This is a genomic window from Siccirubricoccus sp. G192 (genome assembly GCF_019084075.1).
Taxonomy (GTDB): Bacteria; Pseudomonadota; Alphaproteobacteria; order Acetobacterales; family Acetobacteraceae; genus G192.
Map to the genome: position 1 here is coordinate 853,891 of NZ_JAHREN010000001.1, position 17,766 is coordinate 871,656.

General features: G+C 72.6%; 17 protein-coding genes and 1 pseudogene. 8 read left to right on the forward strand and 10 right to left on the reverse strand.

Annotated elements, in window-relative coordinates:
- Positions 1-104 precede the first annotated feature (104 nt).
- The gene (locus KSF81_RS29035) at positions 105-1,163 is read left to right on the forward strand and encodes an AzlC family ABC transporter permease (RefSeq protein WP_309139468.1); all 1,059 of its coding nucleotides are present in this window, start codon (positions 105-107) and stop codon (positions 1,161-1,163) included.
- A gap of 12 nt (positions 1,164-1,175) precedes the next feature.
- Here KSF81_RS29035 and KSF81_RS04045 read toward each other — a convergent pair whose 3' ends face one another.
- A complete protein-coding gene (locus KSF81_RS04045; protein ID WP_217377888.1) occupies positions 1,176-3,719 on the reverse strand; it encodes a mechanosensitive ion channel domain-containing protein in 2,544 nt (847 codons plus the stop codon).
- Between the two features lie 240 nt (positions 3,720-3,959).
- Between KSF81_RS04045 and KSF81_RS04050 the strand changes: the two genes are divergently transcribed.
- Together KSF81_RS04050 and KSF81_RS04055 are read left to right on the forward strand one after the other, a co-directional pair.
- A complete protein-coding gene (locus tag KSF81_RS04050; protein WP_309139697.1) occupies positions 3,960-5,039 on the forward strand; it encodes an MFS transporter in 1,080 nt (359 codons plus the stop codon).
- Between the two features lie 116 nt (positions 5,040-5,155).
- A complete protein-coding gene (locus KSF81_RS04055) occupies positions 5,156-5,350 on the forward strand; it encodes a twin transmembrane helix small protein (RefSeq protein ID WP_217377889.1) in 195 nt (64 codons plus the stop codon).
- A gap of 143 nt (positions 5,351-5,493) precedes the next feature.
- Here KSF81_RS04055 and KSF81_RS04060 read toward each other — a convergent pair whose 3' ends face one another.
- Positions 5,494-6,573, reverse strand: a complete 1,080-nt coding sequence (locus tag KSF81_RS04060) for a sensor histidine kinase (protein ID WP_217377890.1) — start codon at positions 6,571-6,573, stop codon at positions 5,494-5,496.
- Positions 6,574-7,018: 445 nt separating this feature from the next.
- Between KSF81_RS04060 and KSF81_RS04065 the strand changes: the two genes are divergently transcribed.
- From KSF81_RS04065 to KSF81_RS04085, 5 genes and pseudogenes are all read left to right on the forward strand, one after another.
- Positions 7,019-7,768 carry an electron transfer flavoprotein subunit beta/FixA family protein gene (locus tag KSF81_RS04065; RefSeq protein ID WP_217377891.1) on the forward strand — a complete coding sequence of 250 codons (750 nt, stop codon included), beginning with the start codon at positions 7,019-7,021 and terminating at the stop codon, positions 7,766-7,768.
- A gap of 1 nt (position 7,769) precedes the next feature.
- Positions 7,770-8,672: pseudogene (locus KSF81_RS04070) on the forward strand (electron transfer flavoprotein subunit alpha/FixB family protein); the annotation flags it as partial.
- A gap of 105 nt (positions 8,673-8,777) precedes the next feature.
- Positions 8,778-9,656, forward strand: coding sequence for a 3-hydroxybutyryl-CoA dehydrogenase (locus KSF81_RS04075; protein ID WP_217381554.1), 879 nt, complete (start codon positions 8,778-8,780; stop codon positions 9,654-9,656).
- A 127-nt stretch (positions 9,657-9,783) separates the two neighbouring features.
- The gene (locus KSF81_RS04080) at positions 9,784-10,800 is read left to right on the forward strand and encodes a zinc-binding alcohol dehydrogenase family protein (RefSeq protein WP_217377892.1); all 1,017 of its coding nucleotides are present in this window, start codon (positions 9,784-9,786) and stop codon (positions 10,798-10,800) included.
- Positions 10,801-10,812: 12 nt separating this feature from the next.
- Positions 10,813-11,595, forward strand: a complete 783-nt coding sequence (locus KSF81_RS04085) for an SDR family oxidoreductase (protein ID WP_217377893.1) — start codon at positions 10,813-10,815, stop codon at positions 11,593-11,595.
- Positions 11,596-11,604: 9 nt separating this feature from the next.
- On the opposite strand, the gene KSF81_RS04090 is transcribed toward KSF81_RS04085, so the two are convergent.
- The 8 genes from KSF81_RS04090 to KSF81_RS04120 all read right to left on the reverse strand — a co-directional run bounded on the left by KSF81_RS04090 (position 11,605) and on the right by KSF81_RS04120 (position 17,766).
- Positions 11,605-12,399 (reverse strand): hypothetical protein, encoded by a 795-nt coding sequence (locus tag KSF81_RS04090; protein ID WP_217377894.1) that lies wholly within the window; start codon positions 12,397-12,399, stop codon positions 11,605-11,607.
- A gap of 62 nt (positions 12,400-12,461) precedes the next feature.
- Positions 12,462-13,364 (reverse strand): cytochrome P450, encoded by a 903-nt coding sequence (locus KSF81_RS29040; protein WP_309139469.1) that lies wholly within the window; start codon positions 13,362-13,364, stop codon positions 12,462-12,464.
- Positions 13,324-13,827, reverse strand: coding sequence for a cytochrome P450 (locus tag KSF81_RS29045; protein ID WP_254453357.1), 504 nt, complete (start codon positions 13,825-13,827; stop codon positions 13,324-13,326). The genes KSF81_RS29040 and KSF81_RS29045 overlap by 41 nt, the downstream gene beginning before the upstream one ends.
- 7 nt (positions 13,828-13,834) lie before the next feature.
- Positions 13,835-14,584, reverse strand: a complete 750-nt coding sequence (locus KSF81_RS04100) for an SDR family NAD(P)-dependent oxidoreductase (RefSeq protein ID WP_217377895.1) — start codon at positions 14,582-14,584, stop codon at positions 13,835-13,837.
- Between the two features lie 120 nt (positions 14,585-14,704).
- Positions 14,705-15,673 carry a tripartite tricarboxylate transporter substrate binding protein gene (locus tag KSF81_RS04105; RefSeq protein WP_217377896.1) on the reverse strand — a complete coding sequence of 323 codons (969 nt, stop codon included), beginning with the start codon at positions 15,671-15,673 and terminating at the stop codon, positions 14,705-14,707.
- Positions 15,674-15,725: 52 nt separating this feature from the next.
- The gene (locus KSF81_RS04110; RefSeq protein ID WP_217377897.1) at positions 15,726-16,700 is read right to left on the reverse strand and encodes a lysylphosphatidylglycerol synthase domain-containing protein; all 975 of its coding nucleotides are present in this window, start codon (positions 16,698-16,700) and stop codon (positions 15,726-15,728) included.
- Positions 16,697-17,539 (reverse strand): hopanoid biosynthesis-associated protein HpnK, encoded by an 843-nt coding sequence (hpnK, locus tag KSF81_RS04115; RefSeq protein WP_217377898.1) that lies wholly within the window; start codon positions 17,537-17,539, stop codon positions 16,697-16,699. The genes KSF81_RS04110 and hpnK overlap by 4 nt, the downstream gene beginning before the upstream one ends.
- Positions 17,536-17,766 (reverse strand): hypothetical protein, encoded by a 231-nt coding sequence (locus KSF81_RS04120; protein WP_217377899.1) that lies wholly within the window; start codon positions 17,764-17,766, stop codon positions 17,536-17,538. The genes hpnK and KSF81_RS04120 overlap by 4 nt, the downstream gene beginning before the upstream one ends.

A 17,766-nucleotide genomic window follows, 5' to 3' on the forward strand; every position in this document is an offset into this window, starting at 1 on the left:
CCGGTGTCTCCGCTTGCGTGAGGCGGCAGCCAACCGCGTCCGCTTTGCATGGGTCAAGCCGGCGCGGCGCTGCTATGGATCCCGGGCTGGGGAAAGGGCGGGGCGTGGAGCAGACGGAGCGGGCGCGGGCGGCTTTCACGCGCGCGGGGGTGCGGCGCGGGGTGCGGGCGGCGCTGGCCATCACCATCGGCCTGATGCCCTTCGGCCTGGTGGTCGGCATGGTCGCGGATGCGCGCGGCCTCTCGCTGCTGGAGACCCTGCTGATGAGCGGCCTCACCTTCGCCGGCACCAGCCAGCTCGTCGCGCTGGAACTGTGGTCGGACCCGGCGCCGGTGCTGGCGGCGACGCTGGCCGCGCTGGTCATCAACCTGCGGCTGGCGCCGATGGGCGCGGCACTGGCGCCGCTGCTGGACCGGCTGCACGGCTTCCGGCTCTGGGGCACGCTGGCGACGCTGGTGGACAATTCCTTCGCGCTCACCATCGCCGAGATGCGGGCGGGGCGGCGGGACGCCGGCTTCCTGCTCGGCGCCGGGCTGACCATGTGGGGCAACTGGATGCTGATGTGCGGCCTCGGCCACAGCTTCGGCGCGGTGCTGCGGCTGCCGGCGGGGCATCCGGTCTTCTTCGCCGGCATCGCCACCCTGCTGGCGATCCTGGTGCCGATCTGGCGCGGCCGCGGCGACCTGCTGCCCTGGGGGGTGGCCGGCGCAGTGGCGCTGGCCGCGCAGGGCGCCGGGCTCGGCGCGCCCTGGCCGGTGCTGGCCGGCGCGATGGCCGGCGCCGCCGCCGGCGCGGCGCGGGACTTCAGGCGCGAGGGCGGGGGGCGCGAGGGCGGCGCCAAGGGGGGAGGCATGACCCTCCGCTGGGATGTGCTGGCGGCGATCCTCGGCATGGCGGCCGCCACCTATCTCTGCCGCGCCGGCGGCTATGCGGTGCTGCGGATGCTGCGGCCGCCGCGCTTCGTCCAGGCCATGCTGCAGCACATGCCCGGCGCGATCTTCATGGCCTTCCTGGCGCCCACCCTGGCCAATGGCGGCTGGGGCGCCTGGCTGGCCGCCGCCGCCACGGTGGCGGTGCAGGCCGCCTTCGGCCGGCTGGCCGTCTCCATCGCCGCCGGCGTCGCGGCGCTATGGCTGTTCCGCGTTGCGGCGGGCGGCCTGTAGCCCGGCCTGCTGCTACTGCGCCGCCTGCTGCGCGGGAATCAGCTTCCCGTCGCGGTCCAGGACCATGGTGGGCTGGTGCGGGATTGCGATGCCCAGCTCCTCGAAGCGGCGCTTGAGGCGCCGCGTCAGCTCCCGCTGCACCGGCCAGCGCTGGGTCGGCTCGGTGCGCACGCGGCCACGGAGCTGCACGCCGACCTGGCCCAGGCTGTCCACGCCCCAGAAGTCGAAATCGTCGCGGATCGCGCTCTGCCAGCGCGGCTCCGTGCGCATCTCGGCGACGATCTCCCGCATCGCCTCGCCGGCCCGGTCCGTGTCGGTGTCGTAGTCGACCAGGATGTCCACCATGGCGAAGGCGAAGTCGCGGGTGCTGTTGGTGACGGTGGTGACCGCCGAGAAGGGCACGATGTGGATGGAGCCGTCGCCGTCCCGCAGCTTGATGGAGCGGATCGACAGATGCTCCACCACGCCGCCCTTGCCGCCGACATTCACCACGTCGCCCACCGCCAGGGCATCCTCCAGCAGCAGGAAGATGCCGGTGATGACGTCGCGCACCAGGGTCTGGGACCCGAAGCCGATGGCCAGGCCGACCACGCCGGCGCCGGCCAGCAGCGGCGCGACATTGACGCCGAGCTGCGACAGCGCGTTCAGCACGACGAAGGTCAGGATGAAGCCGCCGAGCACGGTGCGGAGCATCGGCAGCAGGGTGCGGACACGGGCGCTGCGCGCCGCCTGGCTGTCGCGCGAGAGCCGGGACAGGCGCCGCTGGATGGCGCTGTTCGCCGCCTCCCAGACCACCAGCGCCAGGATCAGGGTGCCGCCGATGGAGAACAGCGTCCCGAGCAGCCGGTAGCCCAGCGTGTCCTCGGCGAACCAGTCGAGCGCGTCGAGGCCCCAGGTCTCCAGCAGCAGCACCAGCGCGCCGAAGCCGATCACCAGCGAGACCACCGCGCTGAGCACCGGCACATAGGTCGCCGCCCGCGCCGGCAGGCCGGGATAGCGTTTGGCCAGGTCCGGCCCCGGATGCAGCGCATGCTCCAGCAGCCGGCCCAGGCCCTCGTCCAGCAGCTTGGCCACGGTGAAGATCAGCACCGTGAGCAGCGTGCCGTGCAGCAGTCGCTGGGTGCCGTTCTCCAGCGCCAGCGCCCAGACCACCCAGGCCGCGCCAAGCCAGAGGATGACCAGGATGTGCCAGACCTCGGCCAGCCGGTTCCGCAGGCTCCGCAGCATCAGCCGGGTGCGGTCCGGCTGGTCGCCCGGGGCCAGCGGCGGGGCCCGCAGCACATCGGCGACCGCGTGGCGCTGCCGCAGCACGATCCGCACCAGAAACAGCGAGATCGCCAGCAGGGTGATGTTGATGATGGCGTCATAGGCCGCCCAGGGCAGGCCGAGGAACAGCCCTGCCTCGGCCAGCGCATAGCCGCCGACGCCGACCAGCAGGATCCGCTTGAGCCAGCCGAGCCAGGCCGCGGCCATGGCGTCCGACCAGGGGATCAGCCGCAGCCGCTTCGAGCCGGGCGAGAGCAGCAGATGCGCCACCGCGAAGGCGGCGCGGGCGCCCATGTAGGTATTCGCCACCATCACGCCGACCAGTTGCGTCGTCGGCAGCGGCTGCACCAGGCCGAACAGGCCATAGACCACCAGCGCGAAACCGGCGACCGGCACCAGGTCCAGCAGCAGCCGCGCCAGCAGCAGCGGCACCCGGTGCAGCCAGGGCCAGGCCGCGCCATCGCCCGGCACCGACGCATCGAGCCGGCGGCGCGGCCGGGCCAGCACGCGCTTGAGCGCCGCCTCCGCCGCCAGCCCGGCGCCGAGCAGCAGCAGCAGCTTCCAGGAGGCATCGACCATCCGCGCCCGCGCCACCGGGTCCCGCGCCAGGCCGACGACGGAATGCCAGAGCGTGGGCAGGTCGGCCATGGAGCGGATGTTTTCCAGCACCGTCTCCGAGGCCGTGCCGATCCGGCCGGAAAGGCCGAGGAGCAACTGCGCGCCGAGGGTATTCGGCGCGATCAGCGGATCGGCGGGCGCCGCCGCGGCGGCGGGCGGTGCCGCCGCAACCGGGGCGGCCGGGGCAGCGGCAGGCGGCGCGGCGGCGGCCGGCGCAGGTGCCGCGGCTGCCGGTGCCGTAGCTGCCGGCGCGGTAGCGGTGGGTGCCGCGGCGGTGGGCGCCGGTGTGGCGGGCGCCGCGGTGGTAGGTGCCGGGGCAGCGGAGGGGGCGGCAGCGGCGGGCGCGGTTGCCGGGCGGGTGGGCGCGGGCGGCGTCGCCTCCGCCCCTTCCGCCGCGGCTGCCATGGTGGCGGGCGGCGGCACCGAACCCTCGCCGGCGGTGCCCGCCTGGGCCCGCTGCGCCGCCGCCAGCGCCTCCAGCGTGCGGAGGAATTCGGCGCGCCGCCCCTCGTCCTGCAGCAGCGAGGTCAGCCGGTCGATATCCGCCGAGGTCAGGCTGGCGGCCGGCCGCGGCGGCGCGGTGACCCCCTGCGCCCGGCCGGGCAAGGCACCGGGCGCGGCGAAGCCGCAGAGCAGGAGAAGCAGCGCGAGGAGGGGGCGGGAAAGGCTCATGCGGGCGTGAGCAACCCCAGACTGGCCTGCCCGGTCAAGCCTTGCCGCGGGAGGGCCCGAATTGGCAGGGCTTGGCAGGGCCCGGATTGCCGCGGCGCAACAAAGCGGCCACCATCCCCGGCTGAATGGCTTCCCGACGATCCGATGGCCCCTCCATCTGGCTGGTGATGCTGGCGCTGCTCGGCACGCATCTGGCCGGGATGGGCGCCTTCCTCACCCTGCCGGTCCTGGCGCCCCCCCATCGCCGCCGAGACCGGCCTGCCGGCCAGCCTGGCCGGGGTGCATACCGCGCTGGTCTATGCCGGCGCGCTGCTCTCCGGGCCGCTGGCGCAGGGGTTGCTTCGGCGTTTCGGGGGCATCCGGGTCTGCCAGGGATCGCTGCTGGTCATCGCCGCCGGCATCGCGCTGGCGGTGCTGGGGCATCCGCTGGCGCTGGCAGCCTCCGCCGTGGTCGGGGGCATCGGGCATGGGCCGCTGACCCCGGCGGGCAGCCACCTGCTGGCGGCGCGCACCCCGGCCCGCATCCGCAGCCTGGTCTTCGGCCTGAAGCAATGCGGGGTGCCGGCGGGGGCGATGCTGGTGGCCTTCCTGGCGCCCTTGCTGGGCGCCGCCTTCGGCTGGCGCTGGGGGGTGCTGGGGGTGGCCGCGCTGGCGGTGGCCCTGGCGCTGGCGTTGCAGCCGCTGCGGGCCGTGCTGGACGCCGACCGCGACCCCACCGCCACCCGCGCCGCGCCCTGGCGGGAGGCCATGGCCAGCCTCGCCCTGCTGCGGACCGAGCGGCGGCTGCGGGCCGTCACCCTGGTCTGCTGCGGCCTCGGCATCTCGCAATTCTCCTTCTTCTCCTTCTTCGTGGTCTGGCAGGTGCAGATGCTGGGGACGCCGCTGGTCGAGGCCGGGATGCGGCTGGCGGCAGGGCAGGCGGCGGGGATAGCGGGGCGGATCCTCTGGGCCCTGCTGGCCGACCGGATCGGCGCCGGGCCGGTGCTGCGGGCGCTCGGCCTCGGCACCGCCGCCTCGGCCGCCGGGCTGGCCCTGGCGGGGCCGGACTGGCCGGGGCTGGCGATCCTGGTCCTGGCGGTGGCGATGGGCGCCACCGCGGTCGGCTGGAACGGGCTGCTGCTGGCGGAGGTGGCGCGGGTGGCGCCGCCGGGGCGGGTGGGGGCGGCCACCGCCGCCATGGGCTTCGCCTTCGGCATTACCATGCTCTTCGCGCCCAGCCTCTTCTCCCTGGCGGTCGGGCTGACCGGGGATTACCGGCTGGGCTTCGGGCTCTGCGCCGTCATGGCGCTGCTGGCGGTGGCGGTGCTGCGGCGCGGGTAGCCGGCCCCAGTATCGCGGTTTGCATGCTGGAGCGCCGCAGCCCGCGGATTTGCCGGGCAAACCGGGATACGGCCTGCCGGCATTGCGGATTTCCGGCGGCGGTCTAGATCGGGGCCATGAAAACCCTGCTCTCCATCCTTGTCGTCCTCGGCCTGCTGGGCACGCTCGGGGTGCTCTTCGCCGGCATGCTGGGCCTGGCCCGCACCGACGGCAACGGCGAGCGGTCCAATGCCCTGATGCGCTGGCGGGTGCTTCTGCAGGGGATCACGCTGATCCTGTTCGTGCTCCTGCTGCTGGTCAGCCGGGGTTAGAGCGGATCGCCGGAGGGCGGAACCGCCCGGAGGCGTGAATCCGCTCTAAAAACAACAGGCTACAGCGGCGTGCCGAACCATCGATTCGGCACGCCGCTGTAGTGGTCCGGTCCTGGCGTCCGCCGCGCCACGGCGGGTGGCGTTCAGGAATGGACACCATCCGCCGTGGCATTTTGTTTTCGTGGAGTGGATTCACGCTCCCGGACGTGCAACTCCGTCCGCGATCTGCCCTCGGCGTGGAAAACCAGCCGTGCGGTCGTCCCCTGCCCGCGCTCGAAGGAGACCGTGCCGCCGAGCTGGGACGCCAGGCTCTGGAGGATGCCCTGCCCGAGGCCGCTGCATCCGGTTTGGCTGAAGGTCGCGGGAAGGCCGCAGCCATCGTCGGCGACGGTCAGCGTGCAGACCTGCTTCCTGACACTGAGGCGTATCGCGATGCTTCCCTCCGCCCGGCCGCGAAACGCATATTTGAGGCTGTTGGTGACAAGCTCGGCGACGATCAAGGATACCGACATCAGGGATTGCAGATCCAGTTCAAGGGGCGGCGCTTCCACGGTCAGCCGTATGCCGCGCGCATCGCTGGCCTTGATCAGGTCGCCGCAGAGCTCTTCGAGATAGCGCCCCACCGGCAGGTCGACCGCCTTCGGATCGTGGAGGCGCCGGTGAACCCGCGCCATCAGGTCAAGGCGGCTCCGGGCTGCCTCCAGCGCCCGTGCCCCGTCGCTGTCCCGCTCCAGCGCCTTTTTCCGAAGGTGCAGGAGGGCGGCGACGAATTGCAGGTTGTTCGCCACCCGGTGCTGCAATTCCCGGAACAGCGTGTTCGACCGCTCCCGCGCCAACAAAAGATCATTGATGGCAAGGTTCAGGGTACGGATCACATAGAGTTCAATGCAGGCGGTCACGAAGAAAATCACCATCGTGGCCGTGTCGCGGGGCGACAGGATGAATGTTCCGTAGGGAGGAAAGAAAAAGACCCAGGCGATGAACGTGCAGACGATCCCAAAGCCCAGGGCGACCCGGATTCCGCCGATGAGGCCGGCCAGCAGCATCGCGGGCAGGATGGCCATGGGGCCGAAGCCCTCCCCCAACTCACCGAGGCACCAGCGAAGCGTGGCCGCGGCCGCGAGGACAGTCACGCCTATCGTCAACCCCAGCCATGGCCGGTCGCGGGGCAGGCTGCGGAAAATAGACGCAGTTTTCATGTAAAATTCGTGATGCGCGGCCATTCCCTTTACGCTTCCTGCCGACAATGATGCTCGCGGATCGCGGATATATAAGCAATATACGTGATGCTGATTTAACGGCGGCCCGGGAATCCGGGTTCGCGGATCGACTGCGGCCCCAGGCAGTCCTGAGCCTCTTCTCGCTCCGGAGCGGGCATCCACGGATGTTGCACGGGCCGGCGGTTCGGACACACCGCGCCCCACCCATGTCCCGGGTCATGCCATGCGGACATGCTCCCGGGGGGGGCGTTTTGACAGACCGCGCCGCCCCGACCTATTTTGCGCCGGGTTTTCGCGGGCACGCGGCGCCGCGGGCAGCTTTCGTGCCGGCGCCCGGCCCTCCGGGCCCCTCGAGGCAAGGATTCGCCATGCCCCGGGACCAGCTCTCGGCCGCCCGGTGGGGCGCGCCGCGGGAGTCCGCAACATCACGCAGGAAACGGCAGAGGCGATGAAGCTCCTCGTCCCCGTCAAGCGGGTGGTCGATTACAACGTGAAGGTCCGCGTCAAGGCGGACGGCACGGGGGTCGAGACCGCGAACGTCAAGATGTCCATGAACCCCTTCGACGAGATCGCGGTCGAGGAAGCGGTGCGCCTGAAGGAGAAAGGCGCCGCGACCGAGATCATCGCGGTCTCCGCCGGACCCGCCGCCTGCGCCGAGCAGATCCGCACGGCGCTCGCCATGGGGGCCGACCGCGGCATCCTGGTCGAGCATGACGGCGTGCTGGAACCGCTGGCGGTGGCCAAGCTGCTCCAGGCGATCATCGCCAAGGAGAGCCCTGATCTCGTCATCCTCGGCAAGCAGGCCATCGATGACGACATGAACGCCACCGGCCAGATGCTGGCGGCGCTGCTGGGCTGGCCGCAGGGCACCTATGCCAGCAAGGTCGAGCCGGCGGATGGCGGGCTGCGCGTCACGCGCGAGGTGGATGGCGGGCTGGAGCGGGTGCAGCTCAAGCTGCCGGCCATCGTCACCACCGACCTCCGGTTGAACGAGCCGCGCTACGCCTCGCTGCCGAACATCATGAAGGCCCGCAAGAAGCCGATTGCGACGCTGAAGCCGGCCGATCTCGGCGTGGACGTGACGCCGCGGCTGACCGTGCTGAAGGTCGAGGAGCCGGCCAAGCGCCAGGCCGGCAAGAAGGTGGCCTCGGCCGCCGAGCTGGTGGACAAGCTCCGCAACGAAGCGAAGGTGATCTGAGATGGCGGTCCTGGTTCTCGCCGACCATGACGGTCAGGCGGTGACGCAGCCGACGCGGAGCGCGGTGGCTGCGGCGTCGAAGCTCGGTGAGGTGCATCTGCTGGTGCTCGGCCCGGCGGCACCCGCGCAGGCGGCGGCCAAGGTGCCCGGCGTGGCGAAGGTGCTGCATTCGGATGCCGAGCTCTATGCGCATGGCCTGGCGGAGCCGATCGCGGCGCTGCTGGTCGGCCTCGCGCCGCAATACAGCCACCTGCTGGCCCCGGCCTCGGCCGCCGGCAAGAACGTGATGCCGCGCTTGGCCGCGCTGCTCGACGTGCAGGTGATCTCGGACATCGCCGGCGTGGTTGATGCCGATACCTTCGTGCGGCCGATCTATGCCGGCAACGCGCTGGCCACGGTGAAGTCCTCGGACCCGAAGAAGGTCATCACCGTGCGCGCCGCCAGCTTCGACCCGGTGCCGGCCGAGGGCGGCAATGCCCCGGTCGAGAGCGTGGCGGCGGCGGCGGACCCGGGCCTCTCCAGCTTCCTCGGCGCCGAGATCGCCAAGAGCGAGCGGCCGGAACTGACCGCGGCGCGCATCGTCATCTCCGGCGGCCGGGCCATGGGCAGCGCCGAGAATTTCCACATCATCGAGAGCGTGGCGGACAAGCTCGGCGCCGCCGTCGGCGCCTCCCGCGCCGCGGTGGATGCGGGCTATGCGCCGAACGACCACCAGGTCGGGCAGACCGGCAAGATCGTGGCGCCGGAGCTCTACATCGCGGTGGGCATCTCGGGCGCCATCCAGCACCTGGCCGGCATGAAGGACAGCAAGGTCATCGTCGCCATCAACAAGGACGAGGAAGCGCCGATCTTCCAGGTGGCCGATTACGGCTTGGTCGGCGACCTGTTCAAGGTGATGCCGGATTCGAGGCCGAGCTGGACAAGAAGTAGGACAGGGTCGGTCGCGGATCGGGGCCGCCCGACGCCATCGCGCGTCCGGCGGCCCTTTTGCTGTGGGGTGGGTGATGTCATGGCGGATGTGAAGAAACTTGGCGTGATCGGTGCCGGCCTGATGGGCAACGGTATCGCGCATGTCGCGGCCCTCGCGGGCCTCGACGTGGTGCTGATGGACGTGAATGCCGGGGCCCTGGAAAAGGCCCTGGCGACCATCGGCAGGAACCTGGAGCGGCAGGTGCAGAAGGGCGGCATCCAGGCCGCCGACCGCGACGCGGCGCTGAAGCGCATCGCGACCGCGACCGACAACGCCCATTTCGGCGATTGCGACATCGTCATCGAGGCCGCGACCGAGAACGAGGTGGTCAAGCAGAAGATCTATGCGGCGCTCTGCCCGAAGCTGCGGCCGGATGCCATCCTCGCCACCAATACCTCCTCCATCCCGATCACCCGGCTGGCGGCTTCCACCGACCGGCCCGGCCGCTTCCTCGGCATGCATTTCTTCAACCCCGTGCCGATGATGAAGCTGGTCGAGGTGATCCGCGGCCTGGCCACCGAGGATGCGGCGGTCGCCACCGTGCGCGGCCTCGCGGAGCGCATGGGCAAGACGATGGTGGAGGCGAACGACTACCCCGCCTTCGTCGTCAACCGCATCCTCTGCCCCATGCTGAACGAGGCGGTCTTCGCGCTCATGGAAGGCGTGGGCGATGTGGCGGCGATCGATGCCGGCATGAAGCTCGGCGCCAACCATCCGATGGGGCCGCTGGAACTGGCGGATTTCGTCGGGCTCGACACGCTGCTCTCCGTGCTGAAGGTGCTGCATGAGGGGCTGGGCGACCCGAAATACCGGCCCTGCCCGCTGCTGGCGAAATATGTCGAGGCCGGCTGGCTCGGCCGCAAATCCGGCCGCGGCTTCTACGACTACAGCGTGACCCCGCCGCGCCCGACGCGCTGACAAAAGGCCTGGTGGCCTGCTTGTCCCCGAACTTCGCCAGCGAAGTCCGGGGGCAGGACACCGGGGCTTGGCGGCCGCGCCGTCCGCGCCCACCCTGCGTGCATCAGCCACGCTGCGGGAGGGCGCCATGAAGGCCGTCGGCTATACGAAGAACCACCCGATCGACCACCCCGAGGCGCTGCTCGACCTCGACCTGCCGGAGCCCGGGGCACCACGCGGCCGCGACCTGCTGGTCGAGGTGCGCGCCGTCTCGGTCAACCCGGTGGATACCAAGCAGCGGCGCGGCCTCGACCCTGGCGGCAAGCCGCGCGTGCTGGGCTTCGACGCCGCGGGGGTGGTGCGCGCGGCGGGGCCCGACTGCACGCTCTTCCGCCCCGGCGATGCCGTGTTCCACGCCGGCCTCGTCACCCGCCCCGGCAGCAATGCGGAACTGCAACTGGTGGATGAGCGCATCGTGGGCCGCAAGCCCGCGACGCTCTCCTTCGCCGAGGCCGCCGCCCTGCCGCTCACCAGCATCACCGCCTGGGAGGCGCTTTTCGAGCGGCTGCGGATTCCGCGCGATCCGGCGCCGCGCCCGGGCGAGGCCGTGCTGCTGCTCGGCGGCGGTGGTGGTGTCGCCTCCATCGCCATCCAGCTCGCGCGGCAGCTCACCGGCCTCACCGTGCTGGCCACCGCCTCGCGGCCGGAGACGCGGGAATGGTGCCTTTCGCTGGGCGCGCATCATGTGCTGGACCATGCTGGCGACCTGCCGGCGCAGGTGAAGGCGCTCGGCCTCGCCGTGCCGCATGTCTTCGGCATGAACCATACCGAGAAGCATTGGGACGCGATCTGCGCGCTGCTGGCGCCGCAGGGCCTGGTCTGCGCCATCGACGAGGCGCCCGGCCTCGACATGGCGAAGCTCAAGCGCAAATCCGCCGGCCTGGTCTGGGAGGGCATGTTCGCCCGCGCCCTGTTCCAGACGCCGGACATGATCGAGCAGCACCGGCTGCTGAACGAGGTTTCCCACCTGGTCGATGCCGGAACGCTGCGCCACACCATGACCACGCATCTCGGCCGGCTCGATGCCGCCAGCCTCCGGCGCGCGCATGCGCTGGTGGAGAGCGGCGGGATGCGCGGCAAGCTGGTGCTGGACGGGTTCGGGTAAGGGAGGCGGCGGATGGACCTCAACTTCACCGGCAAATGCGCGCTGGTCGCCGGCGGCAGCACCGGCATCGGCCTCGCCACCGCCGAAATCCTGCTGCGGGAGGGCTGCCAGCGTGTCGTCATCGCCAGCCGCAGCGCGGCGAAGCTGGAGGCGGCGGCGGCCACCTTGCAGGCCGCCACCGGCCGCACCCCCGAGACCCTGGCCTGCGATGCGACCCGGCCGGAGCAGGTGGCGGCGCTGATGGCGCATCTCGGCGGCGGCCCGCTGCATGTTCTGGTCAGCGCCTTCGGCGGCAGCTTCCGCAGCGGCTTCGAGGCGCTGGAGGATGCGCAATGGCTGGCGAATTACGAACTCAATGTGCTCGGCACCGTGCGCGTGTTGCGGGCGGCGCTGCCGCTGCTGCGCCAGGCGGAGACAGGGCGCGTCGTGCTGCTCGGCGCCACCTCGGCGCGGCAGCCCTCGGAGCACCAGATCGTCTCCAATACCCACAAGGCGGCGCTGCTGGCGCTGACCAAGACCCTGTCGAACGAGCTGGCGCCGGGCACCACGGTGAATTGCGTCTGCCCGGGCCGGGTGCTGACGCCGCTCGCCGAATCCCGGATGCGGCAGCGCGCCATGGAGGCGGGCGTGTCGCTGGAGGCGATCATCGCCGAGACAGCCGCCACCATCCCGCTCGGCCGCCTGGGCACGGCGGCGGAGACGGCCAATATGGTCGCCTTCCTGGCCAGCGACGCCGCCAGCTACGTCACCGGCCAGAGCATCCTGGTGGATGGCGGGCTGGGGCGGGCGGTTTGAACCGGCTCCCTACCGCTCCGGCCGCCAGGCGATGGTGAAGAACCACTGCTCCAGCCTGGCCCGCACCACCGGGTCCAGCACCGCATCCAGCGCCGCGGCGCCGGCCGCCCGGTCCTCCCCGGGCGGCAGCGCGACCGGCGGCAGGAAATGCGTGCGGAAGCGCGGCCCCGGCAGGCGTTCCACGAAGCCCGGCAGGATGGCGCAGCCGGAAAGCCGCGCCAGCCGCACCGCGAAGGGGATATTGCCCCGGTGCCGTGGCCCGCGGTCCAGCGAGGGGCCGAGCACCCGCCCGCCGATATAGTCGTCCATCCAGAAGAGCAGCGTCTCCTCCCGCGCCGCCAGCACCCGCAGCGCCGGGCGCAGCGCGTCGCGGTCGGCGCGGATCATGCGGCCGCCGCCGCGCAGCCGGATGCCGGTGATGACCCGCTCGCGGAAATCCGTGGGCTGGCGCGTTGCCACCCCGACCGGCCGCAGCCCGAGCCGCGCGAGCGTCAACCCCAGCACCTCCGGGTTGCCGAGATGCAGCCCGGCCAGCAGCACCGGCCGGCGCCGGCGGGCCTCCAGCAGGTGCTCGGCGCCCAGCACCTCGACCCGGCCTTCCTCCCAGAAGCGCAGGATGCGGGCCATCTCGGCGAAGCTGGCGCCGAGATTGCCCCATAGCGCCGCCATGGCCGCTGCCTCCGGCAGGTCGGGGCGAAGCTGGCGGAAGGCCGCCCGCGCCAGCGCATCCTGCCCGGGATAGAGCGCCGGCCCGACCCGCTGTCCCAGCCGCGCGCCGATGGCCGAGACCGCCGGCGTCGGCAACAGCCGCAGCGGATGGTGCAGCGCGTGCTCCAGCCCATTGGCCAGCAGGGCGCGGAGCCGGCTCAGGCGCGGCGCTCCAGCAGCATGGGCAGGGTCTCGCCGGGCTTCAGGGTGAGGCGGCAGACCGGGAAGACCCGCGCGCCCGGCGCCAGCCGCGGCGCGAAGCGCTGCGCCAGGGTGGCCAGGCAGATCATCGCCTCCGCCAGCGCGAAATGCGCCCCCGTGCAGACGCGCGGGCCGAGGCTGAAGGGGATATAGGCGTGGCGCGGCCGCGGCGGGGCGCCGGGCAGGAAGCGTTCCGGGCGGAAGTGGTCCGGCTGCTCCCACAGGGCGCGGTGCCGGTGCAGCAGCCAGGGCACCGCCATGACCACGGCGCCCTTCGGCACGCGCCGGCCCGCCAGTTCCACCTCCTGCTGCGCTTGGCGGGCCAGCAGCGGGATGGGCGGGTAGAGGCGCAGCGTCTCCTCCACCACGGCGCGGGCGAAGGGCAGGGCGGGCAGGTCCTCGAAGCGCGCGGCGCGGCCCTGCAGCACGGCATCGGCTTCCGCCCGCAGCCGCGCGGCGGCCCCGGGCGCCTGGGAGAGCAGGAACCAGGCCCAGGCCATGGTGCTGGCCGTGGTCTCGTGCCCGGCCAGGAACAGGGTCGCCGCCTCGTTGCGAAAGGCGAGCGGCGAGAGGGGCTCGCCGCTGCCGGGCAGCGCCGCTTCCGCCATGGCGCGGATCAGGGAGGGGGCCGCCCCCGGCGCCAGCGCCGCCGCCACCAGCCGGTCCAGCACCGCATGGATGCGCGCCACCTCGCCGCGCAGCCGCCAGGCCCGCGCCCGCGCGCCGATCCCGCCCGGCAGGCCGAGCAGCGACAGCAGGCCGCCGACGCCACTGCCCCGCTGGTAGCGCGCGAAGGCGCCGACCACCTGGCGCGCCGCATCACCGCCGAGCGTCCGGCCGAAGACGCTGCGGCAGATCACCTCCGCCGCCAGTTCCCCCCATCTCGGCCAGCATGTCGAGCGGCGCGCCGGGCGGGCGGGCGGCCCAGGCGGCGCCGCGCTCCGCCACCGCCTCGGTCATCACCCCGGCCAGGCCGCCGATGCGCGAGACATGCGTGACCGGCGCCACCACCCGGCGCCGCTCCCGCCAGACCAGCCCGTCGCTGATGATGAGCCCGTCGCCGACCAGCGGCTCCAGCGCGTGGCGCATCTCCGGCGTCTTGCGCTCGAAGGCGGCCTGGTGCTGGACGAAGGCGGCCTGCACCGTGGCCGGGCTGTTGCAGACGAAGAAGCGGCGGGCCAGCACGCGGGTGGCGAAGAATTCCTCCTCGAAATGCCTGGCGTGCCAGACCTCCAGCAGGTTCCGCCGCAGCCGCCGCAGCAGCTCGGGCAGCGGCGGCCGGGCGGTGAAGGGCTGCGGGCAGGGCGGGACATAGGCCGCCACGCCCGGCTCAGCCGCGATGCACGCGGAGCGGCGCGAAGCTCTGCACGACAGGCATGACTTGCAGCACGTTCACGTTCACCCGCGCCGGCCTTGTCGCCACCCAATGCACCGCATCGGCGATGTCCTCCGGCATCAGCGGCTCGGTGCCCTGGTAGATGCCGGCGGCCTTGTCGTCGTCGCCCTTGAAGCGGACATTGGAGAATTCCGTGCCGCCGACCAGGCCGGGCTCGATATCCGTCACCCGCACCGGCGTGCCGAAGAGGTCGGCGCGGAGGTTCAGGCTGAATTGCCGGACGAAGGCCTTGGTCGCGCCATAGACATTGCCGCCGGGATAGGGGAATTCGCCGGCGGTGGAGCCGAGATTGACCACATGCCCCCGCCCGCGCGCCACCATCCCCGGCAGCACCGCGCGGGTGGCATAGACCAGCCCCTTCACATTGGTGTCGATCATCGCGTCCCAGTCGTCGAGATCGGCGGATTGCGCCGGCTCCAGCCCGCGCGCGAGGCCGGCATTGTTCACCAGCACGTCGATATCGGCGAAGTCCGCGGGCAGGCCGGCGACCGCCGCCATCACCGCCGCGCGGTCCCGCACATCGAGCGCCAGGGGATGCACCACCGCGGCGCCGAGTTCCCCGACCAGCGCGTCGAGGCGTTCCTGGCGGCGCCCTGCGGCGATGATCCGTGCGCCATCGGCGGCGAAGCGGCGGGCGATGGCCAGGCCGAAGCCGGCGGTGGCGCCGGTGACGAAGACGATCATGGGGCGGGCTCCTTCGCGGGGGCCTGATCCCTACGCCAAAGCGCCGGGGCGGGGAACCGGCGCCTCGGTTCCCCGGCGTCCCGGCTTGCCCGCGGCCTTGCGGGCAAGCCGGGACGGCCCTCAGTTCGAGGTGATCCCCGCCGCCCGCACCACCCGCGTCCAACGCACCGACTCGGCTTCCATGAAGGCCTGGAATGCCTCCGGCGTGCTCGGCAGCGGCTCCAGCCCCTGGGCGGCGAATTTTTCCAGCACCTCGGCATCGCGGAGCGCCGTGTGCAGCGCCGCGTTCACCTGCGCCACCACCTGCTCCGGCGTGCCCTTCGGCGCCAGCAGCCCGTACCAGTTCACCACGTCGAAGCCCGGCACGCCGCTCTCGGCCACGGTCGGCACCTCCGGCACCAGGGCGGAGCGGTGGGCGGTCGGCACCGCCAGCGCCCGGAGCCGCCCGGTCTGCACATGCGGGATGGTGGTGGCGGCGGTGGCGAAGCTGAAGTCGATCTTGCCGGAAATGAGGTCGGTGATGAGCTGCCCGCCGCCGCGATAGGGCACATGCACCGTCTCGATCCCCGCCGCCTGGTCCAGCAGCGCCGCCGCCAGGTGCCCGGCCGAGCCGACCGAGGAGGAGCCATAGGTCAGCACCCCCGGCTTGGCCTTCGCCGCCGCCACCAGCTCCGCCACGCTGCGCCAGGGCCGGTCGGCCGGCACCACCATCAGGTTGGTCACATCGACCAGCAGCGAGATGGGTGTGAAGTCATGCACGGGGTCGAGGTTGAGGCGGGTCAGCAGCGGGTTGACCGTCATCTGGCCGATGGTGCCGACCATCAGCGTGTGGCCATCGGCCGGGCTCTGGGCCAGGATCTCGTTCGCCAGGTTGCCGGCGCCGCCGGGGCGGTTGTCCACCACCACGGACTGGCCGAGCAGCGCGCCCAGCTTCGGCGCCAGGATGCGCATGGTGATGTCCACGCCGCCGCCGGCGACGAAGCCGACGATCACGCGGATCGGCCGGCTGGGCCAGGTCTCGGCGCGCGCGGGCAGGCCGGCGAGCGGCGCCAGCGCCGCGGCGCGCAGCAGGGTGCGGCGGCGGGTCATGCGTTTCCTCCTGGAGGCTTGCGGGCAGCATAGGCCCGGCCAGGGCGGCGCGTCAGCCTTCCACTGCGGCGCTGCGGCCGATCCGCCGCTCCGCCCAGACCCAGGCGAGCAGGCCGGGCAGGAAGACGATCAGGTCGCGCAGCCGCCGGGCGATGGCCAGCGCCGCCGCCACCTCCGGGTCGAGGCCGAGCAGCAGGCCGAGACCCAGGAACCCCGCTTCCTGCAATCCCAGCGCCCCCGGCACCAGGAAGGCGGCGGAGGCAACGGCCTGGATCATCGCCTCGATCGCCAGCGCCTCCGCCGCCGAGACCGGCGCGCCGAGGAACCACAGCGCCAGCCAGATCTCCAGCGCCCCCGCCATCCAGCCCGCCAATTGCCAGAGGAAGCAGGCGAGGATGGCGCGGCGCACCTGCCAGAGCCGGCGCGTCATGCGGTCGATCCGCGCGGAATGCGCGGTGAAGCCGGCGAAGAGCCCGCCGCCGATGCGGTTCAGCAGGCTGGCAAGGCGGCTCAGGAGATCGGCCCGCTGCGCCAGGATGAAGCCGCCGGCGAGCGCCAGGCCGCAGAGCATCGCCAGCGCGATGCCGCCCCAGCCCACTCCCGCCCCGGCATAGGCCAGCAGCGCCAGGCCGAGCAGGGCGAAGGCCAATTGGCTCAGGATGGAGAGGGCCATGTCCACCATCAGGCTGGCGGCGGCCGGCGCCACCGCCACGCCCTCGCCGCGCAGCAGCCGGTAGCTGGCGATCTCGCCGCCGACCCGCGCCACCGGCAGCAGCCCGTTCACCGATTCGCGGACCCAGACATTGGCGGTCATGGCGCCGAGGCCGGGGCGGCGGCGGCGCGGCAGCAGCACGCGCCAGGCATGCGCGTTCAGCGCCATGGCGGGGATATGCGCCAGCGCCGCCAGCACCAGGCCGAAGCCGGCATCGGCCAGCAGGTCGCCCACCTCCGCCAGGTCCTGCCGGGCGATCAGCAGCAGGGCGAGGCCGAGCCCCGCCACGGCCAGAAGCAGCCCGAGGCGGCTCATGCGGCGAGCATCGCGGCATAGCCGCCGGTCGTGAGGCGCGCGGCGGCCTGCCGCACGCGCGGGTCGAGCAGCGCCGCCAATTCCTCCGGGTAGCGGTAGCCGGGGGCGCCGCCGGGGAAGCCGCCAGCGGTGGCGGGGTGCAGGTAGATCTCCGTGCGGCCCGGCGGCAGAAGCGGCAGCAGCGCCGCCAGCCGGTCCGCGGTGAAGCCGCCGGACCAGGCGAGGCCCACCACGCGGTCCGCCGCCGCCAGCCCCTGCCGCGCCGCCAGCCGCCGCAGCAGCAGGGCGAAGGGGGCGAGGGCGCGCGGCGCGGTGCGGGCGCCGGGCTCCACCGCGCGGACCAGCGCCGGCGGCTCCCAGGGGATGCGCGTGGCGCGGACCCCGGCGGCCCGCGCCGCGGCGAAGGCGGCGGCGGCGATGACGGGGTGCAGGTGGAAGTGCCTGTGGGCGTTCACATGGTCGCAGGCGAGGCCGGTGGCGCGGAAGGCGCGGAACTGCGCCGCGATCTCCGCGCGCAATTCGGCCCGTGCGGCGGCGGAGGTGGCGAGCGTGAGGCCGAGCCCCGCCATGTCGTCGCGGAAGCGGCCATTGCGCTGGACCAGCGCCGGGATATGGCCGGGCGGCAGGGTGGGCGTGCCATCGGTGAGCGTGAGGTGCAGGCCGATGGCGAGGCACGGGTTGCGCCGCGCGATGGCCACGGCCTCGGGCACCGCACGCTCGCCCACCATCAGGCTGGCGGCGGTGAGCACGCCGTCGCGATGCGCCCGCTCCACCGCCTCGTTCACCTGCGGCGAGAGCCCGAAATCATCGGCGGTGAGGATGACCCTTGAAGCTGTCACTCGATTCCCGGATCGAGCGACGCTTCGATTTCATCGCGTGCAGCCTGGACCAGCACCAGGCGAGTTGCAGCGATCAGGTCCGCCGTGCTTGGCGTCATGCCCCGGTCCTCGAACCAAGCCTTGCACAACTCCGCCGTATCGAGCACGCGGATCAGGGCGGACTTCATGCCACTGCTTTCCGCGGGAACTTTGGCGAGAAGCTGCTCGAACCGCTGCGTGCCCGACAA

What these genes read in the sequence shown, in the direction of transcription:
- KSF81_RS04085 (WP_217377893.1), top strand. Translation starts at nt 10,813, where the DNA reads ATGGACCTCAACTTCACCGGCAAATGCGCGCTGGTCGCCGGCGGCAGC.
- KSF81_RS04055 (WP_217377889.1), top strand. Translation starts at nt 5,156, where the DNA reads ATGAAAACCCTGCTCTCCATCCTTGTCGTCCTCGGCCTGCTGGGCACG.
- KSF81_RS04080 (WP_217377892.1), top strand. Translation starts at nt 9,784, where the DNA reads ATGAAGGCCGTCGGCTATACGAAGAACCACCCGATCGACCACCCCGAG.
- KSF81_RS04065 (WP_217377891.1), top strand. Translation starts at nt 7,019, where the DNA reads ATGAAGCTCCTCGTCCCCGTCAAGCGGGTGGTCGATTACAACGTGAAG.
- KSF81_RS04075 (WP_217381554.1), top strand. Translation starts at nt 8,778, where the DNA reads ATGGCGGATGTGAAGAAACTTGGCGTGATCGGTGCCGGCCTGATGGGC.
- KSF81_RS04060 (WP_217377890.1), bottom strand. Translation starts at nt 6,573, where the DNA reads ATGGCCGCGCATCACGAATTTTACATGAAAACTGCGTCTATTTTCCGC.
- KSF81_RS04045 (WP_217377888.1), bottom strand. Translation starts at nt 3,719, where the DNA reads ATGAGCCTTTCCCGCCCCCTCCTCGCGCTGCTTCTCCTGCTCTGCGGC.
- KSF81_RS04110 (WP_217377897.1), bottom strand. Translation starts at nt 16,700, where the DNA reads ATGAGCCGCCTCGGGCTGCTTCTGGCCGTGGCGGGGCTCGGCCTCGCC.
- KSF81_RS04105 (WP_217377896.1), bottom strand. Translation starts at nt 15,673, where the DNA reads ATGACCCGCCGCCGCACCCTGCTGCGCGCCGCGGCGCTGGCGCCGCTC.
- KSF81_RS04100 (WP_217377895.1), bottom strand. Translation starts at nt 14,584, where the DNA reads ATGATCGTCTTCGTCACCGGCGCCACCGCCGGCTTCGGCCTGGCCATC.